The organism is Lentibacillus sp. Marseille-P4043 (genome assembly GCF_900258515.1).
GTDB lineage: Bacteria > Bacillota > Bacilli > Bacillales > Amphibacillaceae > Lentibacillus_C.
The window spans coordinates 783,702-810,649 of the sequence record NZ_LT984884.1 but is presented as its reverse complement, the minus strand read 5'-3'; the positions used below and the strand labels follow the sequence as shown (position 1 = coordinate 810,649).

Here is a 26,948-nt window from a genome sequence, read left to right as displayed (position 1 = left end):
CATACCCTATTTATAAGGTTTTTTAGTTACCTTTAAAGTGAAAATTTCCATTATTGGTAATCTATTGACAGAAGTTTTAAAAGTAAAATAGAATACTTACACAAAACTGTATTTACGGTTTTATGTATTAGATATGAGGAGACGGGGGTAAAAAGTGACTGCTACTGTTTACCTATTCTCTTCAAAAAGGGGGAGTAGGTAAAACAACAATGTGTGGACCTAGCGCATTTCTTCTAAGTGAGATGGGATACAAGGTTTTGGGAATTGACATGGACAGTCAGGAGAACTTGACTCAGTTGGTAAGTGGTTATGAAGATCTTGAGCCATTTTATTAGAACACTATAAAAGAATCTTTGGAGACTGGCGATGTTAATAATTTCATAAAAATCGCATGTTAAAAAATCCATTAATTCGTGACTAAGAAATTCATTCTCCTTTTATTTAAGTCAGAAAGGGAGCAGCATAATGCTACCCCCTTTTCTTATAAATCCAACTTATTTGACACCTAAAAATATAGCAATACCACTTAATATCACAACAATGAATGATATTAACCCATACTTCAATTTTTTTATTTTCAAGAAGTAAATCCCTTTTACCAAAAATGATAATAACAATAATAATATTATTATATTGCTATACAATAAATAATGCTCTCGATCAACTAATGTTAAAACAAGACTAATTACTCCCAGAACTATAAGGATAATATCAAACGTAAAATAAGGTTTTTTTGTAGCATCATGTAAGTTAATTTGATATTCCCCCCTGTAATATAAGAAATATAATTTTCTCAAGTTATTGCGCGACTACCCTAGTGTCATCGCCTCTTAGAAGTATAGCAATACCATATCCACGATTCATATGGTCAATACTTGATACACCCATGTTAATAAGAACCCCTGCAATCCCGACAGCCGCTCCTGCTGGAGGATTAACAAGTGAAGTAAGTAAACCAGCGATAGTAACTACACTTGCTCCCTGGCCTATCCAATAAGTAAGATCATCGGTCGAACAATCATCAATAAAGATAATATCCTGAGTTGGATAATACCCCATAGAACCAGCACAACTAGCTAATGTTGAAACTTTTTTATCCGTTTTCAGCTTGTTCATATCCTCTTTTGTACGTAAAATTAATTCTTCATCTACTCCATTTTTACGGGCACTATCTGCATCAAAATAAATATTATCATAATTATCCTTTTTAAAATACCCCTTTATTTCCTCAACCTCTGCCACCATCTCATCAATTTCCTGTTCTGAGTAATAACCTGAATCCTTCAAATCATTAAGCCACAATGATTCTGATTCATTTGTACTTTCTTCCAAATTTTGCTTTGATGCTGCACTAGCAATACCAGGGCCAACTGTTAACAAGGTCAGTGAAAAAATCAACACCAAACTAAACGATTTTCCAAATAAATTTTTAACCATAATCATTCCTTCCTTATACTCAATCTTCGGGAAATAAACAAAAAAACCTCCCCAGAAATATAAAAAAAGGAAATAATACCTATTCTTTTAAGTCTTTTTGTCTAATTTATTAAGGCCTATCTTTTATTTTTCATCATCAATGTCAATTTCAGCAAATAATTGACCATTTGGCGAAAGATTTTTTAGGATTGAGGTGTATTCTTTATCTGTATAGCTCTTATTCTTCGGTAATAAACCTTTCTGAGCTCACTATTCTATTTTTTGGTATTAAAAAACATTACTAGACTTGTTAAAACGCTCAGAATGTAAAATCATGCCTTTCTGAAGGAGTCTTAATGCCGTTTCAACATTTCGGATGTGTCCATTCCTTTCGATGCACTATTTATATTTCACTCAGTCAGAAATCTCCTCTTCCCGCCAACTTTGTAAGCAACTTGTAGATCCGGAAAATCAGGCTTGGCGGAACTTTATTGGTACACCGAACATAAAGGACGTCCCTGTTCAGTAGCTTAAGCCACTTTCGTAAGTATGTTACACCCGGCGGCAGTACCTAGTGCATATGTAACCCAGTGTGAACGGCTTTCTGCATCCCCATTTACCATATCACGTTCAAAGGATTCTGCAATTGCGTTACTAATGTATTTCTCGGTATCGACAGGATTAACCACCATATTCACCATGGAATCCACCGTTTCAACCGGGTGCATGACGGTGTTTCCGATGCCCACTAATGTGTCTTTTCCTACATCATAAACACCAACTGCAGCACCTTTCCCCGTGTTGACTACCCCTTTTCCGAATTCAACAGTGCCCTCTTTTATCTTGGTCCATAAACTAGCTTCTACCTCTTCCTTTGTGACGGGCTCTCCATATACTTCCTTTAAAATAATAGGAAGGGAAGGCAGTTTTAGGGCGGTCAATGCATCAAATGTAGTAATGGAATAATCAGAAGCAAAAGTACGTGTCATCTCATCTATGTATTGATCGAGTAGTTTCAAATCTCCTTCAATTTTATGTGAGGATTTTGTCTGTTAATTATCTAGGTTATACAGCCTTTGCAGGTAACTGATTCTATAATAGGTATCTGTAATTTAACAAAAAATAGACCAGAACGTTTTGTATACGTTCCAGTCTATATGTATGTGACTTCTAGTAATTTTAGCCTTCCACATCTTCATATAACTCACCAAGGAATTAATGTTTTCCGCTATAAAATGTTATTTGACATTTTATAGGGGTTTTCTGATCCCAAATTTTATCTGTTCTACCCCCAAAGCAACATGATATTTCTAGCTCTAGGAAGTAAAGCAATTTTAATACCGTTAAACATCCACCAAAAATCTTGAACAGCAAATATTTATTGAAGATTTGAATGAAATCTTTTGATTATTATTCATTTCTAGCTGCTGGTACAAATGTAATAATTTTTCCATTAGGATATGTACCCTTCCATCCGCCTTGTTTATGGGGGAATAAGGTGTTTTGTGGTTGTTGTCTCAGGGCAACAACCACAAAACACCTTGTGCCAGAAAAAGGCTGGGGGAAAACGAAGGTAAAAGATTTGACGATGAAAACGTTGGTAACTGTTGATTTTGTGATTACTTTTAAGAAGTAGAATACATTAAATAGGTCATACGTTTTAAAGGTGTTGTACGTACTTTATAATTTATTAAAACATCATATAGGGCTTACAAGGCTTATCTCCACTCTAAAAATAATAAGTGGTTCATTCGGCGCTAGGTAGCCCCTCGAAAAAGAAACCTTGAAAGGCATTTAGCCAATCAAGGTTTCTAGATATAATACTTAAGCAACTTATCATCATTTCATTTTTTTAGATGCATTATTTAGAAATGTATTTAACATATCACTTATATTTAATTTAACATTTTCTAAATTATTTCTTTCGACATTTATTCTTTTAAAGTTCATTATAAAACTTTCGAAGGAGTCAGATACTAAATATATATTTTCTCCATCCATTTCGTGAAACCAAATATAAATTTTATTTTGTATGTCATCTTTTATTCCAATGCAAACTAAATCTCCTCCTGGTAAATCTGCAATAGGAATTAAATCAGCTGGTAATAAATCTTTATAAAAATTTATCTTGTCGTCAATATTATTTTCATCGTTATATAATCCATAAAATGAGTCTATTTCAAATTGTGTTAGCTTAATTTTATTTGATAAACCTTCTGAAGGAATAAAGTAAAAATCTTCTTTGATATAATCATTACCATAATGTTGCAGATAAAATGAATAATCTTGAGGTAACTTTATATTATATTTTCCTTCTAGATTTTTTATATGGTCTTCATTCCAACTATTATTAATCTCTTTTACATCAAAATCAATTATTGTTTCTAACTTCTTTTTAAATTGTTCCATTTTTTAATACCCTCCTCGTAAATCTGATGCCGAACCAATATGCGGAATATTTCCATGCAAATCAGTTGGTATTAATTCTATTACTGTACTTGACTTATGGTGTGGTGTAACACCCGCTTGTTTTAATAATTTCTTTGCAGAATTCTTTGATGGCAAATTATATTGTTGCTGTATTTGTTCATACACTAATGAAAAATCATTTGGTGTACCTGTTAATTTTCCTTTCTCAAATACTATATCACCCTCTGACCAAGGTGAAAAGTTAGGTCTACCATTTATAAATTCTACACCTTCACCATTCGTTATATTTTTAACTTCAGGTTTATCAGAATACCATTTTCCATTAACAGGTTCTCCTTCCCATTTTCTATTTGTTCTTGGTAATCTTGTTGTAGGATTATCTAAACCCTTACCCACCCTTTTCAAACTTTCTGCTTGCCAAACCAACTGATCCTTCAAAAAGTTCCCATCCACCACATTATAAGGAACCCTAGCTCCTCCAGCCAGCTGATAATTCGGTGCATAAGGTAAAAACCGCGACAAGTCTACACTTTTAGTAGCGTTATCGGCAACTGTTATAGCTTTCTTTGCGCCCGCTTTGGTTGTTGCCACGCCTGTCTTTGTTACCGTACCAGCGCCTTTTGTGCCAAACACTCTTGTGGCTGCGGTACCAAGTGCATACGTTACCCAGTGTGAGCGGCTCTCGGCATCACCATTGATCATATCGCGTTCGTATGAATCTGCTATTGCATTACTAATATATTTGCCAGTATCGATGGGGTGAAGAATCATATTTCCCATTGATTTTGCTGTGTTAATCGGGTGCATGACGGTGTTTCCGATGCCAACTAATGTGTCTTTCCCCACATCATAAACACCAATTGCCGCACCTTTCCCCGTGTTGACTACCCCTTTTCCGAATTCAACAGTGCCCTCTTTTATCTTGGTCCATAAACTAGCTTCTACCTCTTCCTTTGTGACAGGCTCTCCATATACTTCCTTTAAAATAGTAGGAAGGGAAGGCAGTTTTAGGGCGGTCAATGCATCAAATGTAGTAATGGAATAATCAGAGGCAAAGGTACGTGTCATCTCATTTATGTATTGATCGAGTAGTTTCTGATCTTCCCCTACTTGATTTAAAGATTTTGTTTGTTCGTGATCCAGATCATACAGCTGTTCCACATCATTTTTTGCTTTTCTTTTTCCCTTTTGTACCATGGAGTTAAATTCTTCTGTGTCGAGTGTGGGTAAAGAGACAAGACCATGGACCCATTGTTTAGAGGATTGGATGTTTACTGTAGTTATTCTGGTACTTGGGTGTAAAAGGTAATGAACTATAAAAATTTATCAAAGAGTCCAATAATGTACTTTCATCGCTTCAAAAAATCAATTTGTCCTTTTCAAGTTCTTCAACAGATAACCTTTCCTTGATTTGAATTAGGTAATAAATTTACATCCCCAAATTTTTACAGTTATGATTGTTCCAAGACTAGGACATCACAATTTTGAATTGAAAATTTCTTTAATAAGTCTATAGCGTTTTGAGTTAAAACCAATTCCCCCTTTGGTGAAAGACAAAAGTGATGTCCCGACCAATTTTTATATTGTACTCCTTCTATTTCAACTGTTCCTAGCGGAATAAATCTAACAAAAGAAGGAATTTTTTTATTAGGATATAATTCCTTAAATTCATCGGAGGTTGTTACAAGGCATTTTTCTATTCTATAGTCTTTAAGTTCACTCTTTTTTAACTCATCTGCCAAATCACTTGTTATTATAAAGGCTGGTGCCGACTCTAAAATATCATCACCTAACCATCCTTCGAACTCATAATGCAGAAATTTGACTTTTCCTGATATTCCTTTTTTCTCCACATCCTCATCTGTACCATATAGTGTTTTGTTCCCATGGCCACCAGACACTTCTGGTTCTAGAAAGTATAATTTCATAAGTAAGCGTCCTTTCTATTTTATTATCATTTTTTCACAGGCGGATTAAATTTTTCACCATATTTTTTATCTAACTCAATCATATAATTTATAACTTCCTCTTTTGTAGGATTAGGATGATTTCTATAAAATCTATTCCAGTCCTTCCTAATTTTTGATAAGTGAATATCGTTATTAACTTCTCTTGGTATTCCCCTTAAATTTTCCAATGCATGTATTTCCTCCAGTGAAAATAGATTTGGAAATCTTTTTAGAACTTGTTGCTCAACAGCATGATGAACAACAACACTGCCTTCCAGTTCAGGGTATGCCTCAAAGAAGGTTTTTCTATAATTTTTTATATCTTTAACAGTTTTCCTTGTTCCCTGCAAACTCTCCGCCTTCAAAATCAACTGATCCTTTAAAAAGTCCGCATCCACCACATTATAAGGAACCTTAGCTCCCCCAGCCAGCTGATACTGCGGTGCATAAGGTAAAAACCGTGACAAGTCTACACTTTTAGTAGCATCACCAGCCGCTGCAACTTTTTTGGCACCTGCTTTGGTTGTTGCCACACCTGTCTTTGTAACGGTCCCAGCACCTTTTGTACCAAACACAGTTGTGGCAGCGGTACCCAATGCATACGTGACCCAATGCGCACGGCTTTCAGCATCACCATTGGCCATATCGCGTTCATATGACTCTGCTATTGCATTACTAATATATTTGCCAGTATCAATGGGATTAACCACCATATTCACCATGGAATCCACCGTTTCAACCGGGTGCTTGATGGTTGTTTCCGATGCCAACCCTTTCCTACATCATAAACACCAATCGCCGCACCTTTCCCCGTGTTGACTACCCCTTTTCCGAATTCAACTGTGCCTTCTTTTATCTTGGTCCATAAACTTGCTTCTACCTCTTCCTTTGTGACGGGCTCTCCATATACTTCCTTTAAAATGGTAGGAAGGGAAGGTAGTTTTAGTGCTGTTAACGCATTAAATGTGGTGATGGAGTAATCCGAAGCAAATGACGTAACATCTCGTTTTTGTCTTGATTTGGGTAGCTCAATCTTTGCCTGCGTCATTGAGCGATTTGGCCTGTTCGTAATTCAGGGTGTACAGCTATTCGAAATTGCTTTCCAATTATTTTTGTTTACTATTTTAACGATTTCTTTTTAACATTATAAATTTAATTATTCCTCTTAATAGCTTTGTTTCCCTCGTTTGCCACAACCAATAATAAATCAATGAAAAAAGACCAGGGCGCTTACTTTAACGTTCTGGTCTTACTAAATAACATATTAATTTATGATACCCTAGTTTAATCCTCATTATCTTCATACAACTTATTAAGGAATTCATTAATATCATCCGCTAGAAAATGCATATTTGTCATATCATCGGGGTTTTCTGATTCTTGTTCGTGATCCCAAAAATAAATTTTTTCATAATAGGGATTTTCTGTGCCCAAGCATATAGCGTTTCCGCCCGGGTCATCTGCTATTGGGATGAATCCATCTGGTAGCCTATATTCATATATATCTATATAGTCTTCAAGATTACTATAGAGGTCACCAATTCCATAAAATTTATTCAAAACACTCACACCGTGTTCATTGGAAATCCAGAATAAACTTGGTTCGGGATAACCACCATTCCACTGAAGTAGAAATTCTTTGTATTTTTTTGTTAGTTTCACATTATTCTTCATTTCAAACTGACCAATTTCTTCTAAAGTAAGTTTTTTATGTGAATCTGTAACTTTTACCATGACTTTTTCTCCCCTTGCTATTTCTTATTTACAGTCGATACCCCACCAGTATGAGTAAATTGCTTATGGATTTTTTCTTCAACAAGCATCATTGTTCTTCCATCCTGATGATGATGCCATACATAACCTAAAGGTGGCTTGTTAAGTGCCGGAACCGGCGGGTCAGAGTCTTTGCTTAACTCTACTTTTTGGTTTGCCTTCTTATAATCGAGTGGGCGATTTGCTGGTTTAGCAACCTCAATTTCCACCGGTTTTATTGTAGGATGCATATAAGGTGTAAAATCAGGGTAACCGTCCGGATAACTTACAGATTGCCCTTTCTTATTTGTATATACCCAAGTTCCATTTTTATCCACTTCTACTTTCCCACCTTTTTGTTCCCAGCGACCCGGGATAGGGGAATTTTTAGGTTTAGTACTAAGTAGTTCTTTTGTAAACTTAACTCCACCACTACCCTTATCCAAACTTTCCGCCTTCAAAATCAACTGATCCTTCAAATAGTTCCCATCCACCACATTATAAGGTACCTTAGCTCCCCCAGCCAGCTGATACTGCGGTGCATAAGGTAAAAACCGCGACAGGTCCATATTTTTCACAGTATCATTGGCCGCTGCTGTAGCCTTTTTTGCACCTGCTTTGGTTGTTGCCACGCCTGCCTTTGTTACCGTACCAGCACCTTTTGTACCAAAGACGGTTGTAACGGCAGTACCTAGTGCATATGTAACCCAGTGTGAACGGCTTTCTGCATCCCCATTTACCATATCACGTTCAAAGGATTCTGCAAGTGCATTACTAATGTATTTCCCGGTATCGACAGGATTAACCACCATATTCACCATGGAATCCACCGTTTCAATCGGGTGCATGACGGTGTTTCCAATGCCAACTAATGTGTCTTTCCCCACATCATAAACACCAATTGCCGCACCTTTCCCCGTGTTGACTACCCCTTTTCCGAATTCAACAGTGCCCTCTTTTATCTTGGTCCATAAACTTGCTTCTACCTCTTCCTTTGTGACAGGCTCTCCATATACTTCCTTTAAAATAGTAGGAAGGGAAGGTAGCTTTAGTGCTGTCAATGCATCAAATGTAGTAATGGAATAATCAGAGGCAAAGGTACGTGTCATCTCATTTATGTATTGATCGAGTAGTTTCTGATCTTCCCCTACTTGATTTAAAGATTTTGTTTGTTCGTGATCCAGATCATACAGCTGTTCCACATCATTTTTNACCTCTTCCTTTGTGACAGGCTCTCCATATACTTCCTTTAAAATAGTAGGAAGGGAAGGTAGCTTTAGTGCTGTCAATGCATCAAATGTAGTAATGGAATAATCAGAGGCAAAGGTACGTGTCATCTCATTTATGTATTGATCGAGTAGTTTCTGATCTTCCCCTACTTGATTTAAAGATTTTGTTTGTTCGTGATCCAGATCATACAGCTGTTCCACATCATTTTTCGCTTTCTCTTTTCCCTTTTGTACCATGGAGTTAAATTCTTCTGTGTCGAGTGTGGGTAAAGAGACAAGATCAGCAACGCTGGCCATGATCCCATTTGCTTCGTCAACTAACCCTTCTGTTACCTGCCTCGCTTTATCCAATCCATGTTGAACGTCATTGTCCAGGAATTCCTCTCGTACAAACCCTTCTTCATCCGGCTCATAAGAATATACGGCTTGTTGCAGTTTTTCTAATGCTTGCCTGTATTGGGTTAAGGACTGGTACAAATAGATTAAAAAGGGTCCATGAATGCCTTCATAAAAGGAACGGATTGATTCGCCTGTCCTTCCTTTTAAATAACTTTCTAAATCAATAATCCCTTTAACGCCTTTTTGCATTTCTGTTACTTTACTTTGAACATGTTTGATTTCCTGCAGTGTTGCATTGATCCCTTCATGTAAACTTGCGGAATCTAAGGTCTTCATTCCATTCCCCCTTATTTGGGCTATTTAAATGTCATGTAGTTAGCTAGAATTGAGTCTGTTTCGATTAAGGACTCAACAGAACTTTCCGTTGTTCTTAAATGCTGAAGGATTAGCAACTGATAGGACTCAATCAGAGATGCATAACCGCGATTTAATTGATTTAGCTGGTCCAAAAGATTGAGTTGATTTTCGCCATCTATCTCATTCGGAAAGGAAGATTCAAAGTTTAGTGCAGTCCCTTCCAGTGTTGAAATAGCTTGTTTGATGGGATTTTGTTCAATTTTAATTTCAGTTTCCATTTACGTAACCCCTCCTTTACTTCACACGAAGACTATTGTCATTATATAAATAATAATTCTAAATTCAGATAATAACAATGAATCTATTGACTTGGTACGAAAGTATGAATGCGTTAAATAAATTCATTTATTTCTGGTAATAATGATATTTTGTTACAAATTCCTAATCTCCTGCCACACCAATCAATATAAAATACATCACACATTTAGGTTCACATCCACCCCTCAAATCGGGTATAATTAGATTAGATTATAAAGGGGAAGCGAAGACTATGAGCTATCAAGCATTGTACCGTACATGGCGCCCAAGGACGTTTGTTGATGTGGTTGGACAAGAGCATATTACGAGAACACTGCAGAATGCGATTGTTCAGCAGAAGTTTTCGCATGCTTATTTATTTTCCGGACCACGTGGGACAGGAAAAACAAGCGCTGCGAAAATTTTTGCCAAAACGATTAACTGTGAGCATGCGCCGACAAAGGAACCATGTAATGAATGTGCCGCTTGCCGAGGTATTCAGGATGGTTCAATTTCTGATATTATCGAAATGGACGCTGCCTCGAATACGAGTGTGGAAGATATTCGGGAAATTCGCGATAAAGTAAAATATGCATCTAGTTCTGTACCTTATAAAGTGTACATTATTGATGAGGTTCATATGATATCGGTCAACGCGTTTAATGCTTTATTAAAGACATTAGAGGAACCTCCAAAGCATGTTGTGTTTATTTTAGCAACAACCGAGCCACACAAAATACCGCTAACCATTATATCCAGATGCCAGCGGTTTGACTTTAAGCCGATTTCAAATCAGTCTATTGTCGACCGGATGAAAACTATAACAAATGCAGAAGGAATCTCTGTTTCTCAGGAAGCATTGGACACGGTGGCACTTGCAGCTGAAGGTGGAATGCGTGATGCATTAAGTATTTTGGATCAAGCTATTTCCTATAGTGAAGATAGCGTGGAATTAGCGGATGTATTAGCAGTTACGGGTGGCGTATCCCAACAACTTTTAACGGATATTGTAAAAGCGATGCACGATCGTGAAGTCCAGAAAGCATTGAAATTGTTGGATGAGCTGATTCAACGAGGAAAAGACCCTGGACGCTTTGTTTTTGACTTGATTTATTTTCTACGTGATTTATTACTTTACCAAAGTGCGCCAACACTCGAGGGCATTCTGGAACGAGCGATGATTGATGATCATTTCAAACAACTAGCAGAGCAAGTAAATGCCAGCTGGATTCAAGATGCGATCATCCGACTAAATCAATGTCAGCAGGAAATGAAGTGGTCAAATAGCCCGAAAGTTTTCATCGAGATAGCCATTTTGACGATTACAAATCATAATCAAGAGAAAAATGAAGCAATCACAACAACGAATGATTCAGAAACAGTTACAAAACTTACAAATAGATTAGAGCAGTTGGAAAAAGAATTAAAAACATTAAAAGAAACACCAACGGCACCTGTAAACAACACACCACAAGCTGAACCAAGGCGGACTCAGCCAAGGCAAAACAAAAACAGCTATAAAATTCCGTTTGAAAAGATTCGCCATGTATTACAGGATGCAGAGAAATCAAAATTAAAACAAGTACAATCTGAGTGGGCTGCATTTTTAAATGCCTTGAAAAAAACAAACGCACCTGCACATGCAACAATTCAAGATAGTAAGCCGGCAGCAGCATCTGATCAAGCGCTTGTTGTAGCATTTAAATATGAGATACACTGTTCGCTTTTCCTTGATCACCGTGAAACAAGTGAGTCAGTGCTTGAAAGCGTACTAGGAAAACAGTTGACAATTATTCCGATTCCGGATAATAATTGGCAGGAATTACGCAATGAATATGTACAAAAACAAGAACCCGCAACAGACCAGCAAGCTGAAGAGAAAAGCGACCCATTAGTGGAAGAAGCAAGAAAACTTTTTGGCGATGATCTGCTGGAAATACATGATTAGGATAAATCAAAGGAGGAATTTTCCATGAAGGGAAATATGGGTAACATGATGAAGCAAATGCAAAAAATGCAAAAGAAGATGATGGCAGCACAAGATGAGCTTTATGAAATGACGTTTGAATCATCTGCTGGCGGTGGAATGGTCACCGTTATAGCAAATGGAAAGAAAGAAATTACCGATGTCCAAATTAAAGAAGAAGTTGTCGATCCAGATGATGTAGAAATGTTACAAGATTTAATTTTAACCGCAACAAATGATGTTATAAAACAGATTGATGACAAAACGAATGAAACAATGGGACAATTCACGAAAGGATTAAATATGCCTGGTGGAATGTTCTAGGAGGCGTACGTTATGTATTATCCAGAGCCGATTTCCAAACTGATTGATAGCTTTACAAAATTGCCAGGAATCGGACCGAAAACAGCAGTCCGTCTGGCATTTTTTGTGATAAATATGAATGATGATGATGTAATGGATTTTGCTAATTCGTTAGTGAATGCTAAGCGTGAACTAACCCATTGCTCGATTTGCGGCCATATAACCGACCAAGATCCATGTGCAATTTGTCAAGATACTTCACGTGATTCATCGATTATTTGTGTTGTGCAGGATCCAAAAGACGTAATTGCAATGGAGAAAATGAAGGAATTTCATGGTAAGTACCATGTGTTGCATGGCGCTATTTCTCCAATGGACGGGATAGGACCTGAGGATATTAATGTTCCAGATTTAATTAATCGCTTAAAAGATGAAGGTGTAAAGGAATTAATATTGGCTACAAACCCGAATATTGAAGGGGAAGCAACGGCAATGTACATCTCGCGCCTTGTTAAACCATCTGGCATTCGTACAACCCGAATTGCTCATGGTTTACCTGTTGGTGGCGACTTGGAATATGCCGATGAGGTAACATTATCGAAAGCGTTAGAGGGAAGAAGAGATTTGTAGGAGTTAGGTGACGTTATGAGTAAAAAGGTAAAAAGAAAAGACATTGATGAACAGTTGTTAGATTCTATTTTTACGTTGGAGCATGAATGGAAGCAGATCCGTTCCCTCGTAGAAAAAAGTATCGAACCATTGGAATCAAGCATTTGTAAACAAAAACTTGCCGAAGCTAAATACTTATTTTTATTACGCGAGGCACGTCACCGGAAAGTTAGTGCAATTCGTTATAATTAACAGTTCTTTTTCTGCGTTTCCTTTCATAAATAAGTAGAAAGGGACAAGGACTAGGAGAAGGAGTGAAAGATTTGAGCTCTACTGTAGTTATTACCATCATGGTTGCATTAATTGTTTTACTGCTTATTGTCGGTGCACCAGCGAAACCAATGCGTTTCATTGCCCATAGTACAGTTAAATTAGGGATTGGTGTACTGTTTCTGTTTTTCGCTAACGTTTTTGGTGGGGCAATCGGATTACACATTCCTATCAATCTATTTACGACCATTGTATCAGGATTCTTAGGATTGTTCGGCGTCGCTTCACTCGCTGCAATTCAGTTATTTATCATTCCATAAATGAACGATAAGAAAAAAGCCCGAGGTTATGTAGATACCTCGGGCTTTTCTTTTATCAAGGCTGTTTTATATGGGATTGGGACTGCGATTACTTACCCTGATCGAAGACATTTGTTGTTTTTATGCAATAGATATAAACTGTGCACTAATAACCGTTGCGGTGTAAGGGCACCAATCTTTTGTATAACGTCGTATTTTTTATCAACTACGAAATTTAAAAGGCACCAAACATTAGAAAAGAGCCCTTTCAAAATTTGTTAACGGGTTCTCTTTAGAGGTGCAAACAAGAGAAAAACATCTCAAATCACAGAAAAATTTACAACAAAAACATCAGGGCAATTCACAGTAGTATTAACTTCTAATATTTGTTGGTGATAGAAAATTTTTTGGGAGATTTCTGGTTTTGCTACAAATGGCCGCTCCAGAAAAACACTGCGCTTTCCGTGGGCGGCTGATGAGCCTCCTCGTGCTGCCGCACTGCGGGGTCTCACCTAGGCCTCTTCTCCCACAGGAGTCTCCGTGTTTTTCTTCCGCTGGATAGCAATCAGGGACAACAATTTTAAGTTAGATAATCTTAACTAGCGTAGGCAGAATACGTAGACTCCCGCGGAAAGCGAAGTATTCTGCCGAAGCGGTTTTCCAGCACTAAATTAAGCGAGGATGTGAGAGTCAACAATATAAAGTTTATGTCATCTACAATCGGAACCGACCCTTTTTTGATTTCCATAAGGGTGCGATACTGTATGTGATTTTGCACCCCACTTATATTGTTATTTTTTGTTTTGTAACCTTAAAGAGAACCCGTTAAAAATTTGTGCTTCCCCTTTAATTCTTTGGAAACAAACAGGCTATTAAAACATACAATTAAACATAAGAAAGTTTCACAGATTACATGTATAGAATTCGTTAGATTAGGAGAAACTAAGCTAACGGAGGTGGGGAGATGAAACAAACTATTTCAATGGAACGCTGTGGTATATGTGAGGAAGAAAAAGAGAGAGGAATTCACTTATACAAATTATTTATCTGTTGTGAATGTGAACGAAACATGATTCACACAGAGCCAAGAGAAGAAAAGTATCATTATTATCTACAAAAATTAAAAAATATGAATTAACCAACATTATATTCATAAGAAACAAAAACGTAAGCGGCCGTTCCTGGCCCGAGGAAGAAACAAAAGCTAAATTTTATACATTCTTTACTTATGACAAAGGTCTTTGCGATTTCACTTGCAAAGGCTTTTTTTGTTATCTTTATATATGAAAAGTAAAAAAGGGGACGGGAAAATAATGAAGAGAGATCAACAGCATGTACCGCTTTATCAAAAGTTAACGAAATTTAGTGAAACGAAACCAATTTCATTTCACGTTCCTGGACACAAAAATGGAGCTGTTTTTCCCAGTTATGCCAAGCAGTCTTTCGCTGGCCTTTTGTCACTGGACTTGACTGAATTAACTGGACTTGATGACCTACATGCACCACATGGAGTAATCGCTGAAGCGGAGGAGCTTGCGGCAGATTTTTTCGGGGCTGATCATACTTTTTTCCTTGTTGGAGGTAGTACAGCTGGAAATATAGCAATGATACTGGTGGCTTGCTCAGCTGGCGAAGAAATCATCGTACAACGTAATAGTCATAAATCAATCATTAACGGGTTAGAACTTGGTGGAGCAAATCCGGTCTTTATCACACCCGAATATGATCAGTCGGTGGGTCGTTATACTAGTCCAAGTATAGCTACACTTGAGCGGGCATTACAGCAACATTCCGATGCTAAAGCAGTTGTGTTAACCTATCCTGATTATTTTGGGAAGACGTATAACCTTAAAAAGATGATTGAGCTGGCACATGATTATCATATACCCGTACTAGTTGATGAGGCACATGGTGTACACTTTTCACTAGGGGCCCCATTTCCATTATCTGCTTTAGAAATGGGAGCAGATATTGTTGTTCAATCGGCACATAAAATGGCACCGGCAATGACGATGAGCTCGTATTTACATATGAATACAGAAAGAATTGCAAAGGAACGAGTAGCCCATTATTTGCAAATGCTGCAATCTAGTAGTCCATCCTATCCGCTAATGGCATCATTAGATATTGCCCGCTCATTTTTGGCAACGATTACTTCGGTCCAAATTAAGGCAGTGAAAGATAGTGTTAATCAAGTAAGAGGTATTTTTAAATCAGCAAAAATGTGGAGTCTATTACCAGTTGCGGAATCCGATGATTTTCTAAAATTAACGTTACATATGAAACAAGGAATTTCCGGTTATGAGGTTGCCTGTAAATTTGAACAAGCAGGTGTTTATCCGGAATTAGCGACACATAATCAGGTGTTGTTTATCCATGGACTTCAGCCATTTCAACAAATAGAGCAGTTGAAAAAAGTAGTGAAAAGCGTGGATGAACAATTAAAAATTTGCGAAAGTCGTGCTACAATAGATATAACAAACCTGTTTCCACAAAAAGTACAGATGTTGGAATTGACTTATCAATTAATGAATCAACTAGAGACAAAAGTCCTTTCATTTTATAAGGCAGTCGGTAATGTGGCAGCAGAAGCTATTATTCCATATCCACCTGGAATTCCGCTAATCCTACAGGGAGAGCGAATTACAAGTGAACATATACTGATAATTGAACAATTGATCAAGCAGGGTGTTACCATTCAACACCGTGATATAACAAATGGTATCCGTGTTTTTAATAGGTAAACAAAGGAGAAAACAAACGTGAGTGGACATTTTATAACTTTTGAAGGTGGAGAAGGTGCTGGAAAGACAACCATTCTTCAATCGTTGGGAAAAGAATTGCAAGAATTAGGCTATAATGTCGTTGTCACAAGAGAACCAGGTGGCATTGAAATTGCGGAAAAAATTAGGGGTATCATTTTAGATCCGGCAAATACGAAAATGGACAGTCGAACCGAAGCATTATTATACGCAGCAGCACGTAGGCAGCATTTTGTAGAAAAAGTGTTACCAGCATTAGATGAAGGGAATATTATATTGTGTGATCGGTTTATTGATAGCAGCCTGGCATATCAAGGTTACGCACGAGGGATAGGAATGGATGAGGTATTATCAATTAATCAATTTGCCATTCAAGATTGTATGCCGAATTTGACGTTATTTTTTAATATTGAACCAAAAAAGGGATTACAACGCATAGTGGCGAATAAAAATAGAGAGAAGAATCGTTTAGATTTAGAAACGATTCATTTCCATCAACAAGTATATGAAGCATATCAACAGCTAGCAAATAAATTCCCAGGTCGTTTCACTTCGATCAATGCCGATCAGCCGCTTGATCAGGTGGAAAAAGAAGCAAAGCATACGATCATTTCCTATTTGAACCAAAATAATGGATAAGGGAGGGCTGGACCATGAAATTAATCATTGCTGTTACACAAGATAAAGACTCCAATCGTTTAGTTGATGCACTTGGTGAGGAAAATTTTAAAACGACCAAATTGGCTACAACGGGGGGCTTTTTGAAAGAAGGAAATACGACATTAATGATTGGTTGCGAAGATGAATATGTTGATGAAGCACTTAAGATTATTCGTGACAACTGCTCACAGCGGGAACAAATGGTAGCGCCGATATCACCAATGGGCGGGAATGCGGATTCGTACATTCCTAGACCAGTTAAAGTTGAAGTAGGTGGGGCTACAGTTTTCATCCTGCCAATTGAGTCATTCTTTCAATTTTAATGAAGTACCCAGTTAGCGGAGACGGTGCTGCATACTAGTCGGCGGGCGCTGGAGCTAGGCTACCAAAGTGAACAGCGCCCTTACAATCTAAGAACACTTCCACATATAGAAGGTTTAAAGGGGCTACCCGAATGAAAATCAGTCAGGAAATGCGGGCACAAATGGATGCTGCGACAAAAAATACGAGACAGAATGTAGACGGCAAAAAGTCGTTTGACGGTATTGTTCAGTCGCAAACGCAAAAGTTAAAGCAGCAAGAAATTCAGCAACTAATGAAAGATATTACCATGCAGGGAGATAAACTTGCCCGCTTTCGTTCATTTCGCGATTTGGTTAAATTCAAACGCATGGTAAAAGGGTTTTTGCGCGAAACCGTATCTAGCGGTCTTGATTTGCAGAAATCACACAGTTTTAATTTAGATGGCCAAAGCCGGAAGTTGGCAATCATAAAAACAGTCGACGAAAAGTTAATTGAACTAACGGAAGAAGTTATGGGTCAGGAAAAGAAGACAGTTGATCTGTTAGGACTTATTGGAGAAATTAAAGGATTACTAGTTAATTTATATACGTAAGAACAAAAGCGGAAGCACTTGTTTAGCGACGTATTGAGTGGACTGAGCTGCAGGAGATAAAGGAAACACGGTGAGCGGGAGCGAACCGATGTTGACTTATCGTACGGAGGCGAGGGAAGTCAACTAGTCGCTGAGTGCTGGAGCTGGACGTGGCTCGACCTGTTCCAAGCTAAATAGAGCCAAATCTTTATACACTTTTACTAAGAACAAAAGCGGAAGCGCTCAACAATATTTGACTATGAAAGTTTTAAGGACGGAATAGGATGAAAACATGGGCTGAAATAATGGAAATTCAACCATTGGCAGGAAAAATAATTACAAACAGCATGAAGAAGGATCGTATTTCCCACGCCTATTTAATTCATGGGGAACGTGGAACGGGAAAGGAAGCCATCGCACTTCAGCTTGCGAAAAGTTTGTTCTGTGTTCACAAAGATGGTGTTGAACCTTGTCAAACATGTCATGCATGTAAACGGATTGAATCAGGAAATCATCCAGATGTACATTGGATTGAACCTGAGGGACAATCAATTAAGAAAGAACAAATTGATAATCTGCAAAAGGAATTCATGTATTCTGGAGTAGAATCCAATCGTAAAGTTTATATTATAAAGGCTGCTGATACTTTAACGTTAAATGCGGCAAATCGGATCTTAAAATTTCTCGAGGAACCAAGTAAGGAAACAACAGCAATCATGCTAACAGAAAACAGTCAATCGATTATTCCTACCATTCGTTCGCGCTGTCAAATACTTGATTTACGACCGCTAAACCCGGCTCATTTCCAAAAACAATTACTAGACTCTGGCATATCCATTGAAAATGCTAGTCTTTATAGTGCACTCACGAATAACTTTGATGAAGCAATGCATTTTGATGAGGATGAATGGTTTCGACAGGCGCGAAAATTAATGATACAATTAATAGAAATGCTTGCAACAGATCCGGGTAATGTTTACTTGTTTATTCATAACAAGTGGTTGCCTCATTTTAAGGAAAGAAGTGAGCAAGAACATGGGTTGGATTTGTTACTATTAGCCTTTAAGGATATTCTAATGTCCCATATTGACTATGAAGATGCAATTGTTGTATTTGATAAAGCAAGCAATGAATTGGAAAACCTCGTAATGGCTTTTTCACAGGAAAAGGTCTTGAGTATTTTACATGCCATTCTAGAGGCAAAACAAAAATTGAAGCAAAATGTCCATCCTACATTAGTAATGGAGCAGCTTACACTTCAAATACAGAGGTGATAAATATTGGTTGAAGTAATCGGTGTTCGCTTTAAGAAGGCGGGTAAAATATATTATTTTGATCCCGGAGAACACGACGTTTATATAGATAGCTATGTTATTGTGGAGACAATACGTGGCATTGAGTTTGGTAAGGTTGTAATAGCGAATAAACAGGTTGACGAGGAAGATGTTGTCCTTCCATTGAAAAAGGTAATGCGCATTGCGGATGAAAAGGATAAATTGACCGTAGTGGAAAATCAAGAGCGAGCGGAAACGGCTTTTCAAACATGTGCAGAGAAGATTACCGAGCACAACTTGGATATGAATCTAGTAGAAGTGGAATACACATTTGATCGTAATAAAATCATTTTTTATTTTACAGCAGATGGACGTGTTGACTTCCGCAATTTAGTCAAGGATCTGGCTGCATTATTTAAAACACGGATTGAACTTAGACAAATCGGTGTTCGTGATGAGGCGAAAATGCTTGGCGGAATTGGCCCATGCGGTCGTATGCTTTGTTGTTCAACATTCTTAGGTGACTTTGAGCCAGTATCAATAAAAATGGCTAAAGACCAAAATCTTTCGCTAAATCCAGCGAAAATATCTGGTTTATGTGGCCGGTTAATGTGTTGTTTGAAATATGAAAATGATGATTATGAAACGGCAAAACGTGTATTACCTGATTTGGGGGAAACAATAAAAACACCGTACGGAAACGGGAAAGTGGTTGGTCTGAACATTCTTGAACGTGTCATCCATATTGAACTTCCAGAGAGAGAGCGTGTCATTGAATATACATTAGATGAACTAATCGAAGAAGGAATAATTTCAGCACAAGCCACAGAATAGTGGGGTGTAAAGGATTGAGCAAAAGGCAGATTTTTGATCAAGTATCAGATATGGAAAAGCAAATTGGTGAATTGTACGAGCAACTTGGTGATTTGAAGAACCAATTAGGTAATTTGCTTGAAGAAAATCAACGCCTAATGATGGAAAATCACAATTTACGTAATCACCTAAATAGTAATGAACAGGAAAATGAAGACGCTGGAAGTATGAGAAAGTCGACCAAGGACATTCCGGGTGAAGGGTACGACAACCTAGCAAGACTTTATGAAGAAGGATTTCATATATGTAACCTAGAATTTGGCAGTCCCAGACGTAATGAAGATTGCATCTTTTGTCTGGATTTTTTAAGCAAAACGAAATAAGGCTAATACATAAGCTGTCTCCATGTCTTTCTTTCAAGATAAGATGGGACAGCTTTTCTGTACATACTGGGAATTTAAAGAAGGGATTCGAACATGACTCAACTACATGATGATGAACGTCTTGACTATTTACTAGCAGAAGAAACCATGCAAATCATTCAAAGTCCAAGCGCTTTCTCCTTTTCGCTTGATGCTGTATTACTTGCACATTTCGCTTATGTTCCAATAAAAAGAGGTTCCATCCTAGATTTGTGTACGGGAAATGGAGTAATCCCGCTGCTTTTATCTAGAAGAACGCACGCTCAAATTACTGGCGTCGAAATCCAAGCACGATTAGCTGATATGGCGAAACGGAATGTACAGCTAAATAAATTAGAAGAACAGATAACAATGGTACATGGTGATTTAAAAGACATGCAGCCTGTATTAGGGCAAAGTAATGTTGATGTGGTTACATGTAATCCGCCCTATTTTCGTACACCGGCAAAAACAGAGCACAATAAAAATGATTATTTAACAATTGCCAGGCATGAAGTTTTTTGTACCTTGGAGGATGTAGTAAAGGCATGCAAATTACATGTTCGTCCAGGTGGAAAAGTTGCGATGGTTCATCGACCAGGGCGATTGATCGATATTATTGCTTTGTTTCGTAAATATAAACTGGAACCGAAACGCATGCAATTAGTCTATCCAAAAATGGGCAAGGAAGCGAATATGCTTTTGATCGAAGGCATAAGAGATGGGAAGGCAGATTTAACCATTTTGCCGCCATTGTATATTTATAACCAAGATAATACCTATACAAAAGAGGCAGAGGAAGTTATTTATGGACGAGTTTGAACATGTTGTCTATATGTTAAAGTGTAAAGATGATACATTATATACTGGCTATACGAACAATCTGGAAAAGCGATTACACATGCATGAAAGTGGTAAAGGGGCAAAATATACAAGGGGACGTGGTCCGTTTCAAGTTGAGCTAATTGAGAAGTTTGAAACAAAGGAAGAGGCTATGAAAAGGGAATATGCGATAAAGAAACTTCCGCGTCATGATAAGGAGCACTTAATACGCCACTATAGAAAGAGGGATAACACGTGAACATCCAAAAAAGCTTTCAGAATCAATTAGGTGGTACGGTGTATGTTGTCCCTACACCAATTGGTAATTTAGAGGACATAACGTATCGAGCATTACAAGTTTTGCGTACGGTTGCTATTATCGCAGCTGAGGACACACGAAATACGAAAAAGTTACTAAATCATTTTGACATCCCAACCCCATTGATTAGCTATCATGAGCACAATAAGGAAACAAGAGAGGCATCATTGATTGAGCGTTTGGAAAAGGGGGAATCCATTGCGGTTGTAAGTGACGCTGGTATGCCAGGTATATCAGATCCAGGCTATGAAATTGTCCGAGCCGCAATTGATAAAGAATTACCTGCTGTTGTGTTACCAGGGGCAAATGCAGCGTTATGTGCACTGGTAGGTTCAGGACTCCCGTCAACGGAATTTTTGTTTTATGGATTTTTGCCAAGGAAAAAGAAGGATAAAATTAGTGAATTGGATCGACTAAAGAACATGCAGGCGACATTGCTATTTTACGAATCACCGTTTAGGGTAAAAGAGACGCTTTCTGTACTACTTGAACAACTAGGTAATCGAAAAATTGCCATTGCAAGAGAGTTAACGAAGCGATATGAGGAATATACCCGTGGAACAATTGAAGAAATCATTTCACATTTAGATGACCAAACGTTAAAAGGTGAGTTTTGCATTGTCGTAGAGGGTAATGTACACGATGAAGCTACCGAAGATGCATTATGGTGGGCTTACTTATCAGTCATTGAACATGTCAATTACTATGTAGAAACAAAAGGTATGCATAATAAGGAAGCAATTAAACAGGTTGCTAAGGATCGCCATATGGCAAAACGGGATGTCTATCAAGCATACCATATCGAAAAATAAGGCTCTTTTCGTAATATTTGTTGCTTTTAATTTTGTAGTTGATAGAAAATGCACCACAGTGAAAATTCTTGTTCGGAACAGCAGCTTCCCGCGGAAAGCGTAGTGTATTTCCGGAACGGCGGGAGAGCAATTTCCTAGTTATGCCGCACTTTATATCTATTGTATAAAACAACAACAATCTTTTATAAAACAGCCAAAAATAAAAAGGGGTTGACGTTAGGGTTCTAATGCGTCAGCCCCTTTTGTTTCAATTACTTATTAATAAAGCGTGATTCGATTTCTTCCACTAAACTTTTTGCTCCTTCAGGGCTGAGTACTAGTTTTCCGTCTGCAAATGATATGTTTTCTTCAGAGGTTTCACCAGTGATGTGGCAAGTCATATTTGGAGTGTATTTCTTTAAAACAATTTTGTCATTATCGACATAAATTTCTAATGCATCCTTTTCATGAATGTCAAGTGTACGTCTAAGTTCAATTGGTATGACAACCCGGCCTAGTTCATCAACCTTTCTTACAATTCCCGTAGACTTCATAATTTTTCTCCCCTCTATTAGGTAAAAATCTTTTTCGTCATGGTTCGACAGTATCTATGAAATATAGTACCAACGTTTCCCAAAAGTGTCAATATTTTTTCAACAAAATGTAAAGTATAAATTTTGGCTTAATTTATACTTAGTTAGGAGAGTAGCGCGAAAATGGAAAACTTGTGATAAAATCGCTACAATAGAAGGAAGAATTTTAAAAAGTTTAGGAGGCTAAGTTGATGTCGAAAGAGAAAAAGACGTTTTATATAACGACACCGATTTATTACCCAAGTGGGAATCTACATATTGGACATGCCTACTCTACTGTAGCTGGAGATGCAATGGCACGCTATAAACGGTTACGTGGGTTTGATGTAATGTATTTAACAGGAACAGATGAACATGGGCAAAAGATCCAACGAAAGGCAGAAGAAAAAGGAGTCTCTCCAAAGGAATATGTTGATGAAATTGTTAGCGGCATCCAGGACCTATGGAAGAAATTAAAAATAACCAATGATGACTTTATTCGAACAACAGAAGATCGCCATAAAGAAGTAGTAGCGAAAATTTTTGATCAACTTGTAAAACAAGGGGATATTTATTTAGATGAGTATGAAGGTTGGTATTGTACATCATGTGAATCATTTTTCACGGAACGCCAATTAGATGATGGTCATTGCCCAGACTGTGGTGGCCCTGTTGAAAAGGTTAAAGAAGAGTCCTATTTCTTTAAAATGAGTAAGTATGTCGATCGACTATTACAGTTCTACAATGACAACCCAGAATTTATTCAGCCGGAAAGCCGTAAAAATGAAATGCTAAATAATTTCCTTAAACCGGGCCTAGAGGATTTGGCTGTTTCACGGACTTCTTTTGATTGGGGTATTAAAGTGCCTGGCAATCCGAAGCATGTAATCTATGTCTGGATTGATGCATTAAGTAATTATATTACGGCACTTGGTTATGGAACAGATAATGATGCTAAATTTGAAAAATATTGGCCTGCCGATGTCCATTTGATGAGTAAGGAAATTGTTCGCTTTCACACAATTTACTGGCCGATTATGCTGATGGCGCTTGATTTACCATTACCGAAGAAGGTATTTTCCCATGGTTGGATTTTGATGAAGGACGGAAAAATGTCAAAATCAAAAGGAAATGTCGTTGACCCGGTAAGTCTCATTGACCGTTATGGTCTAGATGCATTACGTTACTATTTACTACGTGAAGTTCCATTTGGATCTGATGGAGTGTTTACGCCAGAAGGCTTCGTTGAACGAACCAATTATGACTTAGCAAATGACCTCGGTAACTTGTTAAACCGTACAGTCGCAATGATTAACAAGTACTTTGACGGAGAAATTCCTGCATACATTGCATCTGAAACAGATGTAGATCAATCACTTGAACAGTTTGCTGAGGAAACCATTACAAAAGTAGAAGATGCGATGGAGAACATGCAATTTTCGGTAGCTCTTTCTTCTCTATGGCAATTAATCAGTCGAACAAATAAATATATTGATGAAACAGAGCCATGGATTTTGGCAAAAGATGAAGATAAAAAGTCGCGCCTTGGTAATGTGATGGCACATCTCGCTGAATCTTTACGCATCGCTGCGGTTATGCTGCAGCCATTCTTGACGGATGCACCAGTTGAGATCTTTCGACAATTGGGAATTCAAGATGACTCCCTAAAAGAATGGGATAGTGTTCATAAACAAGGACAAATTAAAGCTGGAACCAAGGTTGTAAAAGGGAATCCAATTTTCCCACGATTAGATGTTGAAGAAGAAGTTAACGCAATAAAAGCGATGATGCAAAAACCAGCTGAAGAAAAGAAACAAACAACCGTCAAAGAACCGGAAGCAAAAGAGCAAATTGTCTATGATGACTTTATGAAGCTTGATTTACGGGTCGCAGAAGTTGTAAAGGCTGAAAAAATGAAGAAAGCGGACAAGCTATTAAAACTTCAGCTTGATTTAGGTACGGAAAACCGGCAAGTGATCTCAGGCATTGCAGAACACTATCAACCAGATGAACTGGTTGGTAAAAAGGTTATTTGTGTGATAAACCTAAAACCAGTTAAATTACGTGGTGAAATGTCGCAGGGAATGATACTTTCTGGAGAAGATGCTGATGGGAAGCTTTCACTTGCTACCGTTGAACAGACACTTCCAAATGGTTCTGTGGTGAAATAAGGTTTATCAAGGAGGGTTATCGTGTTATTCGATACACATGTACATTTAAATGCGGAGCAGTTTACCGAAGATCGTGATGAAGTAATCAAACGTGCTTACGAAACGGGAGTTAAATATATGGTCGTTGTCGGTTTTGATCGGGAAACAATTCCACTAGCGATTGAAATAGCGGAGCAACATCAAAACATTTATGCAGCAGTCGGGTGGCATCCAGTTGACGCGATCGATATGACTGATGAAGAATTAAATTGGATTGAAGAACTCTCCTCCCATCCAAAAGTAGTAGCCATTGGAGAAATGGGACTAGATTATCACTGGGATAAATCGCCGAAAGATGTTCAAAAAGACGTATTTCGTAAACAGATAAGACTTGCAAAAAAAGTGAACATGCCGATTATTATTCATAATCGGGAGGCAACGGAAGATATTATTGAGATTTTGCAAGAAGAAGATGCCAAACAAATCGGCGGCATTATGCATTGCTATAATGATTCAGTTGACTATGTTCAAACCTGTTTAGACATGAATTTTTACATTTCCTTAGGTGGAACAGTTACATTTAAAAATGCACCATTACCGAAAGAGGTAGCTATCAATGTTCCACTCGACCGACTGCTAATTGAAACAGATGCACCTTTCCTCGCTCCACATCCAAATCGAGGAAAGCGTAATGAGCCAGCATATGTTAAATTGGTTGCTGAAAAGGTTGCTGAGCTAAGAGAAATGGACGTCGAGGAGATTGGTAAAATTACGACAGAAAATGCCCTTTCTTTTTTCAAAATCTCGTAATATGTCGTAAATTAAGTGTAATAATTTGAGCGGAAAAACAGGTGTAATCCTTGAGATTGGTGTAAAAACCAGTCTCTTTTTTTGTTTTTTAAAAGTCAATTTAATGCAGGCATGTCAAGGTTTGTAGCAAGTTACTGGAATGTTTGTAATCAAATGGATATCAATTGTTACTGGATTGTAAACAAACCGTAAACGGAATAACTTTGACTTTGCACAAGACTGTTACTATACTCAGAAAGGAAATGAGGGAGGCAAGAAGCCATGGAGATTATTTCAAAGCTATTGCCGGCGTCGAAAAAGAAGCTGGTTATCTCAAGTATTGGTGTATTAGCACTTGTAGTATTTTCTAGTTTTTTACTATTTGAAGCTACGAAAGCGGAAGTAGATCTTACAGAAGACGGAGAAAAACGAACAGTGAGAACAAATGCCAACACCGTAGAGGAACTGCTTGATGACGAAGGAATTGTTGTTGGGAAGCACGATGCGTTATCCGTTGGTCCCGATGCGCAAATTGAAGATGGTATGAAGATTAATTTGAAACATGCCAAGCAGGTTACTGTAGCAATTGACGGAGAAAAACAAGAGTATTACACAACATTAGGTACAATTGGAGAATTTCTTGAGGAAAATGATCTGTCCTTTTCAAAGCATGATGATAAATCATTTGCTTTAGAAGAAACAATTAAAGACGGATTAAATTTGACGGTTAATAAGGCCTTTCAAGTTACTGTTAATGATGGCGGAAGTGAGCAGAAATACTGGACTACAGGCAGTACAATAGAAGAATTTTTACAAGAACAAGATATTACATACAAAGAAGACAGCGACGATAAAATTAAACCAGCAATTGATAAGAATGTAACAGAAGATACAACGATTACTATCACACGGATTGAAAAGTTACCGAATTTAGTTGTAGAAGAAAAGGTTCCATTTGAGACGGAAACAAAAAAGGATAATACGCTAGTAAAAGGCGATGAAAAGGTAATTGAAGCTGGGAAAGAAGGCGTACGTGAAAAGACGTATGAAGTCGTAAAGAGGAATGGCGAAAAGGTAAAAGAGCTTATTGACACAAAAGTTACCAAGGAAAGTGAAAATAAAATTGTTGCAATCGGTACGAAAGAACAGAAGACAGAATCTGCTGTCATTGAAACAGTTTCCCGGAGCAATGATGACAATGCCAAAGAATTATATATGACAGCAACTGCCTTTACCGCCGACTGTAGTGGGTGTTCCGGTCATACTTCTACAGGTACGAATCTAAAAGCAAACCCAAACGCAAAGGTAGTAGCGGTTGATCCAAGTGTTATTCCATTAGGATCGAAAGTATGGGTAGAAGGGTATGGTTATGCCATTGCCGCTGATACCGGGGGATTTAGTGGTAATCATATTGATGTGCACGTCCCGTCAAAGGCTGATGCCAATCGGTTTGGGAGAAAAAAAGTGAAAGTGAAAATTATAAATTAATTACTGATAATAATGCT

32 protein-coding genes are annotated in these 26,948 nt (G+C 37.7%); 21 read left to right on the top strand and 11 right to left on the bottom strand.

Annotation, left to right across the window (positions count from 1 at the left end; all coding sequences use genetic code 11):
• Positions 1-158: 158 nt before the first annotated feature.
• On the top strand, positions 159-335 hold the full coding sequence (locus C8270_RS04275; RefSeq protein WP_325034796.1) for a ParA family protein: 177 nt from the start codon (positions 159-161) through the stop codon (positions 333-335).
• Positions 336-798: 463 nt separating this feature from the next.
• Here the strand turns inward: C8270_RS04275 and C8270_RS04265 are convergent, their stop codons facing one another.
• Positions 799-1,437: a hypothetical protein gene (locus C8270_RS04265; RefSeq protein WP_106495647.1), complete on the bottom strand. Its 639-nt coding sequence runs from the start codon at positions 1,435-1,437 to the stop codon at positions 799-801.
• Between the two features lie 509 nt (positions 1,438-1,946).
• Positions 1,947-2,435, bottom strand: a complete 489-nt coding sequence (locus C8270_RS04260) for a hypothetical protein (RefSeq protein WP_158701592.1) — start codon at positions 2,433-2,435, stop codon at positions 1,947-1,949.
• Between the two features lie 374 nt (positions 2,436-2,809).
• On the opposite strand from C8270_RS04260, the gene C8270_RS19705 reads away from it, so the two are divergent.
• A complete protein-coding gene (locus tag C8270_RS19705) occupies positions 2,810-3,052 on the top strand; it encodes a hypothetical protein (protein ID WP_158701591.1) in 243 nt (80 codons plus the stop codon).
• 203 nt (positions 3,053-3,255) lie between these two features.
• Here C8270_RS19705 and C8270_RS04255 read toward each other — a convergent pair whose 3' ends face one another.
• From C8270_RS04255 to C8270_RS04220, 8 genes are all read right to left on the bottom strand, one after another.
• Positions 3,256-3,825, bottom strand: coding sequence for an SMI1/KNR4 family protein (locus tag C8270_RS04255; protein WP_106495645.1), 570 nt, complete (start codon positions 3,823-3,825; stop codon positions 3,256-3,258).
• Positions 3,826-3,828: 3 nt separating this feature from the next.
• Entirely contained in the window at positions 3,829-5,115 is a 1,287-nt protein-coding gene (locus tag C8270_RS04250) for a T7SS effector LXG polymorphic toxin (protein ID WP_234028621.1), read from the bottom strand.
• 182 nt (positions 5,116-5,297) lie between these two features.
• A complete protein-coding gene (locus tag C8270_RS04245) occupies positions 5,298-5,774 on the bottom strand; it encodes a hypothetical protein (protein WP_106495643.1) in 477 nt (158 codons plus the stop codon).
• A gap of 26 nt (positions 5,775-5,800) precedes the next feature.
• Complete coding sequence (locus C8270_RS20230; protein ID WP_199794638.1) at positions 5,801-6,514, bottom strand: hypothetical protein; 714 nt, start codon at positions 6,512-6,514, stop codon at positions 5,801-5,803.
• Positions 6,511-6,843, bottom strand: a complete 333-nt coding sequence (locus C8270_RS04235) for a hypothetical protein (RefSeq protein ID WP_106495642.1) — start codon at positions 6,841-6,843, stop codon at positions 6,511-6,513. The genes C8270_RS20230 and C8270_RS04235 overlap by 4 nt, the downstream gene beginning before the upstream one ends.
• 236 nt (positions 6,844-7,079) lie before the next feature.
• A complete protein-coding gene (locus tag C8270_RS04230; protein WP_106495641.1) occupies positions 7,080-7,529 on the bottom strand; it encodes an SMI1/KNR4 family protein in 450 nt (149 codons plus the stop codon).
• Between the two features lie 17 nt (positions 7,530-7,546).
• Positions 7,547-9,451, bottom strand: coding sequence for a T7SS effector LXG polymorphic toxin (locus tag C8270_RS04225; protein ID WP_106495640.1), 1,905 nt, complete (start codon positions 9,449-9,451; stop codon positions 7,547-7,549).
• Positions 9,452-9,471: 20 nt separating this feature from the next.
• Positions 9,472-9,750: a DUF5344 family protein gene (locus C8270_RS04220; RefSeq protein ID WP_106495639.1), complete on the bottom strand. Its 279-nt coding sequence runs from the start codon at positions 9,748-9,750 to the stop codon at positions 9,472-9,474.
• A gap of 272 nt (positions 9,751-10,022) precedes the next feature.
• Between C8270_RS04220 and dnaX the strand changes: the two genes are divergently transcribed.
• The 16 genes from dnaX (at position 10,023) to rsmI (ending at position 21,953) form a co-directional block, all read left to right on the top strand.
• Positions 10,023-11,717: a DNA polymerase III subunit gamma/tau gene (gene dnaX / locus C8270_RS04215; RefSeq protein WP_106495638.1), complete on the top strand. Its 1,695-nt coding sequence runs from the start codon at positions 10,023-10,025 to the stop codon at positions 11,715-11,717.
• Positions 11,718-11,741: 24 nt separating this feature from the next.
• On the top strand, positions 11,742-12,059 hold the full coding sequence (locus C8270_RS04210; protein WP_106495637.1) for a YbaB/EbfC family nucleoid-associated protein: 318 nt from the start codon (positions 11,742-11,744) through the stop codon (positions 12,057-12,059).
• Between the two features lie 12 nt (positions 12,060-12,071).
• Entirely contained in the window at positions 12,072-12,668 is a 597-nt protein-coding gene (recR, locus tag C8270_RS04205) for a recombination mediator RecR (protein WP_106495636.1), read from the top strand.
• A 15-nt stretch (positions 12,669-12,683) separates the two neighbouring features.
• The gene (locus C8270_RS04200) at positions 12,684-12,899 is read left to right on the top strand and encodes a YaaL family protein (protein ID WP_106495635.1); all 216 of its coding nucleotides are present in this window, start codon (positions 12,684-12,686) and stop codon (positions 12,897-12,899) included.
• 71 nt (positions 12,900-12,970) lie between these two features.
• Entirely contained in the window at positions 12,971-13,237 is a 267-nt protein-coding gene (locus C8270_RS04195) for a pro-sigmaK processing inhibitor BofA family protein (RefSeq protein WP_106495634.1), read from the top strand.
• 943 nt (positions 13,238-14,180) lie between these two features.
• Positions 14,181-14,354 carry a sigma factor G inhibitor Gin gene (locus tag C8270_RS04185; protein WP_106495632.1) on the top strand — a complete coding sequence of 58 codons (174 nt, stop codon included), beginning with the start codon at positions 14,181-14,183 and terminating at the stop codon, positions 14,352-14,354.
• 175 nt (positions 14,355-14,529) lie between these two features.
• The gene (locus C8270_RS04180) at positions 14,530-15,960 is read left to right on the top strand and encodes an aminotransferase class I/II-fold pyridoxal phosphate-dependent enzyme (RefSeq protein WP_106495631.1); all 1,431 of its coding nucleotides are present in this window, start codon (positions 14,530-14,532) and stop codon (positions 15,958-15,960) included.
• A gap of 18 nt (positions 15,961-15,978) precedes the next feature.
• The gene (gene tmk / locus C8270_RS04175; protein ID WP_106495630.1) at positions 15,979-16,617 is read left to right on the top strand and encodes a dTMP kinase; all 639 of its coding nucleotides are present in this window, start codon (positions 15,979-15,981) and stop codon (positions 16,615-16,617) included.
• A gap of 14 nt (positions 16,618-16,631) precedes the next feature.
• A complete protein-coding gene (locus C8270_RS04170) occupies positions 16,632-16,961 on the top strand; it encodes a cyclic-di-AMP receptor (protein ID WP_106495629.1) in 330 nt (109 codons plus the stop codon).
• A gap of 131 nt (positions 16,962-17,092) precedes the next feature.
• Complete coding sequence (locus C8270_RS04165) at positions 17,093-17,533, top strand: YaaR family protein (RefSeq protein WP_106495628.1); 441 nt, start codon at positions 17,093-17,095, stop codon at positions 17,531-17,533.
• A gap of 263 nt (positions 17,534-17,796) precedes the next feature.
• On the top strand, positions 17,797-18,786 hold the full coding sequence (gene holB / locus C8270_RS04160) for a DNA polymerase III subunit delta' (RefSeq protein WP_106495627.1): 990 nt from the start codon (positions 17,797-17,799) through the stop codon (positions 18,784-18,786).
• Positions 18,787-18,792: 6 nt separating this feature from the next.
• Positions 18,793-19,620, top strand: a complete 828-nt coding sequence (locus C8270_RS04155; RefSeq protein WP_106495626.1) for a PSP1 domain-containing protein — start codon at positions 18,793-18,795, stop codon at positions 19,618-19,620.
• 14 nt (positions 19,621-19,634) lie between these two features.
• Entirely contained in the window at positions 19,635-19,982 is a 348-nt protein-coding gene (yabA, locus tag C8270_RS04150; protein ID WP_106495625.1) for a DNA replication initiation control protein YabA, read from the top strand.
• A 93-nt stretch (positions 19,983-20,075) separates the two neighbouring features.
• The gene (locus tag C8270_RS04145; protein ID WP_106495624.1) at positions 20,076-20,822 is read left to right on the top strand and encodes a tRNA1(Val) (adenine(37)-N6)-methyltransferase; all 747 of its coding nucleotides are present in this window, start codon (positions 20,076-20,078) and stop codon (positions 20,820-20,822) included.
• Positions 20,809-21,081 (top strand): GIY-YIG nuclease family protein, encoded by a 273-nt coding sequence (locus C8270_RS04140; RefSeq protein ID WP_106495623.1) that lies wholly within the window; start codon positions 20,809-20,811, stop codon positions 21,079-21,081. The genes C8270_RS04145 and C8270_RS04140 overlap by 14 nt, the downstream gene beginning before the upstream one ends.
• Positions 21,078-21,953, top strand: coding sequence for a 16S rRNA (cytidine(1402)-2'-O)-methyltransferase (gene rsmI / locus C8270_RS04135; RefSeq protein ID WP_106495622.1), 876 nt, complete (start codon positions 21,078-21,080; stop codon positions 21,951-21,953). The genes C8270_RS04140 and rsmI overlap by 4 nt, the downstream gene beginning before the upstream one ends.
• A 251-nt stretch (positions 21,954-22,204) precedes the next feature.
• Here the strand turns inward: rsmI and C8270_RS04130 are convergent, their stop codons facing one another.
• Positions 22,205-22,486, bottom strand: coding sequence for an AbrB/MazE/SpoVT family DNA-binding domain-containing protein (locus C8270_RS04130; RefSeq protein WP_106495621.1), 282 nt, complete (start codon positions 22,484-22,486; stop codon positions 22,205-22,207).
• A gap of 230 nt (positions 22,487-22,716) precedes the next feature.
• Between C8270_RS04130 and metG the strand changes: the two genes are divergently transcribed.
• The 3 genes from metG (at position 22,717) to C8270_RS04115 (ending at position 26,931) form a co-directional block, all read left to right on the top strand.
• On the top strand, positions 22,717-24,675 hold the full coding sequence (gene metG / locus C8270_RS04125) for a methionine--tRNA ligase (RefSeq protein WP_106495620.1): 1,959 nt from the start codon (positions 22,717-22,719) through the stop codon (positions 24,673-24,675).
• 21 nt (positions 24,676-24,696) lie between these two features.
• Positions 24,697-25,464: a TatD family hydrolase gene (locus tag C8270_RS04120; protein ID WP_106495619.1), complete on the top strand. Its 768-nt coding sequence runs from the start codon at positions 24,697-24,699 to the stop codon at positions 25,462-25,464.
• 261 nt (positions 25,465-25,725) lie between these two features.
• Positions 25,726-26,931, top strand: a complete 1,206-nt coding sequence (locus C8270_RS04115) for a G5 and 3D domain-containing protein (RefSeq protein ID WP_106495618.1) — start codon at positions 25,726-25,728, stop codon at positions 26,929-26,931.
• The last annotated feature ends 17 nt before the right edge of the window (positions 26,932-26,948 follow it).

Excerpts from the sequence above, each read along its gene's own strand:
- C8270_RS04265 (WP_106495647.1), bottom strand. The coding sequence starts at position 1,437 with ATGGTTAAAAATTTATTTGGAAAATCGTTTAGTTTGGTGTTGATTTTT.
- C8270_RS19705 (WP_158701591.1), top strand. The coding sequence starts at position 2,810 with ATGAAATCTTTTGATTATTATTCATTTCTAGCTGCTGGTACAAATGTA.
- C8270_RS04255 (WP_106495645.1), bottom strand. The coding sequence starts at position 3,825 with ATGGAACAATTTAAAAAGAAGTTAGAAACAATAATTGATTTTGATGTA.
- C8270_RS04245 (WP_106495643.1), bottom strand. The coding sequence starts at position 5,774 with ATGAAATTATACTTTCTAGAACCAGAAGTGTCTGGTGGCCATGGGAAC.
- C8270_RS04235 (WP_106495642.1), bottom strand. The coding sequence starts at position 6,843 with ATGACGCAGGCAAAGATTGAGCTACCCAAATCAAGACAAAAACGAGAT.
- C8270_RS04230 (WP_106495641.1), bottom strand. The coding sequence starts at position 7,529 with ATGGTAAAAGTTACAGATTCACATAAAAAACTTACTTTAGAAGAAATT.
- C8270_RS04220 (WP_106495639.1), bottom strand. The coding sequence starts at position 9,750 with ATGGAAACTGAAATTAAAATTGAACAAAATCCCATCAAACAAGCTATT.
- dnaX (WP_106495638.1), top strand. The coding sequence starts at position 10,023 with ATGAGCTATCAAGCATTGTACCGTACATGGCGCCCAAGGACGTTTGTT.
- C8270_RS04210 (WP_106495637.1), top strand. The coding sequence starts at position 11,742 with ATGAAGGGAAATATGGGTAACATGATGAAGCAAATGCAAAAAATGCAA.
- recR (WP_106495636.1), top strand. The coding sequence starts at position 12,072 with ATGTATTATCCAGAGCCGATTTCCAAACTGATTGATAGCTTTACAAAA.
- C8270_RS04200 (WP_106495635.1), top strand. The coding sequence starts at position 12,684 with ATGAGTAAAAAGGTAAAAAGAAAAGACATTGATGAACAGTTGTTAGAT.
- C8270_RS04185 (WP_106495632.1), top strand. The coding sequence starts at position 14,181 with ATGAAACAAACTATTTCAATGGAACGCTGTGGTATATGTGAGGAAGAA.
- C8270_RS04180 (WP_106495631.1), top strand. The coding sequence starts at position 14,530 with ATGAAGAGAGATCAACAGCATGTACCGCTTTATCAAAAGTTAACGAAA.
- C8270_RS04170 (WP_106495629.1), top strand. The coding sequence starts at position 16,632 with ATGAAATTAATCATTGCTGTTACACAAGATAAAGACTCCAATCGTTTA.
- C8270_RS04165 (WP_106495628.1), top strand. The coding sequence starts at position 17,093 with ATGAAAATCAGTCAGGAAATGCGGGCACAAATGGATGCTGCGACAAAA.
- holB (WP_106495627.1), top strand. The coding sequence starts at position 17,797 with ATGAAAACATGGGCTGAAATAATGGAAATTCAACCATTGGCAGGAAAA.
- C8270_RS04145 (WP_106495624.1), top strand. The coding sequence starts at position 20,076 with ATGACTCAACTACATGATGATGAACGTCTTGACTATTTACTAGCAGAA.
- C8270_RS04140 (WP_106495623.1), top strand. The coding sequence starts at position 20,809 with ATGGACGAGTTTGAACATGTTGTCTATATGTTAAAGTGTAAAGATGAT.
- C8270_RS04130 (WP_106495621.1), bottom strand. The coding sequence starts at position 22,486 with ATGAAGTCTACGGGAATTGTAAGAAAGGTTGATGAACTAGGCCGGGTT.
- metG (WP_106495620.1), top strand. The coding sequence starts at position 22,717 with ATGTCGAAAGAGAAAAAGACGTTTTATATAACGACACCGATTTATTAC.
- C8270_RS04115 (WP_106495618.1), top strand. The coding sequence starts at position 25,726 with ATGGAGATTATTTCAAAGCTATTGCCGGCGTCGAAAAAGAAGCTGGTT.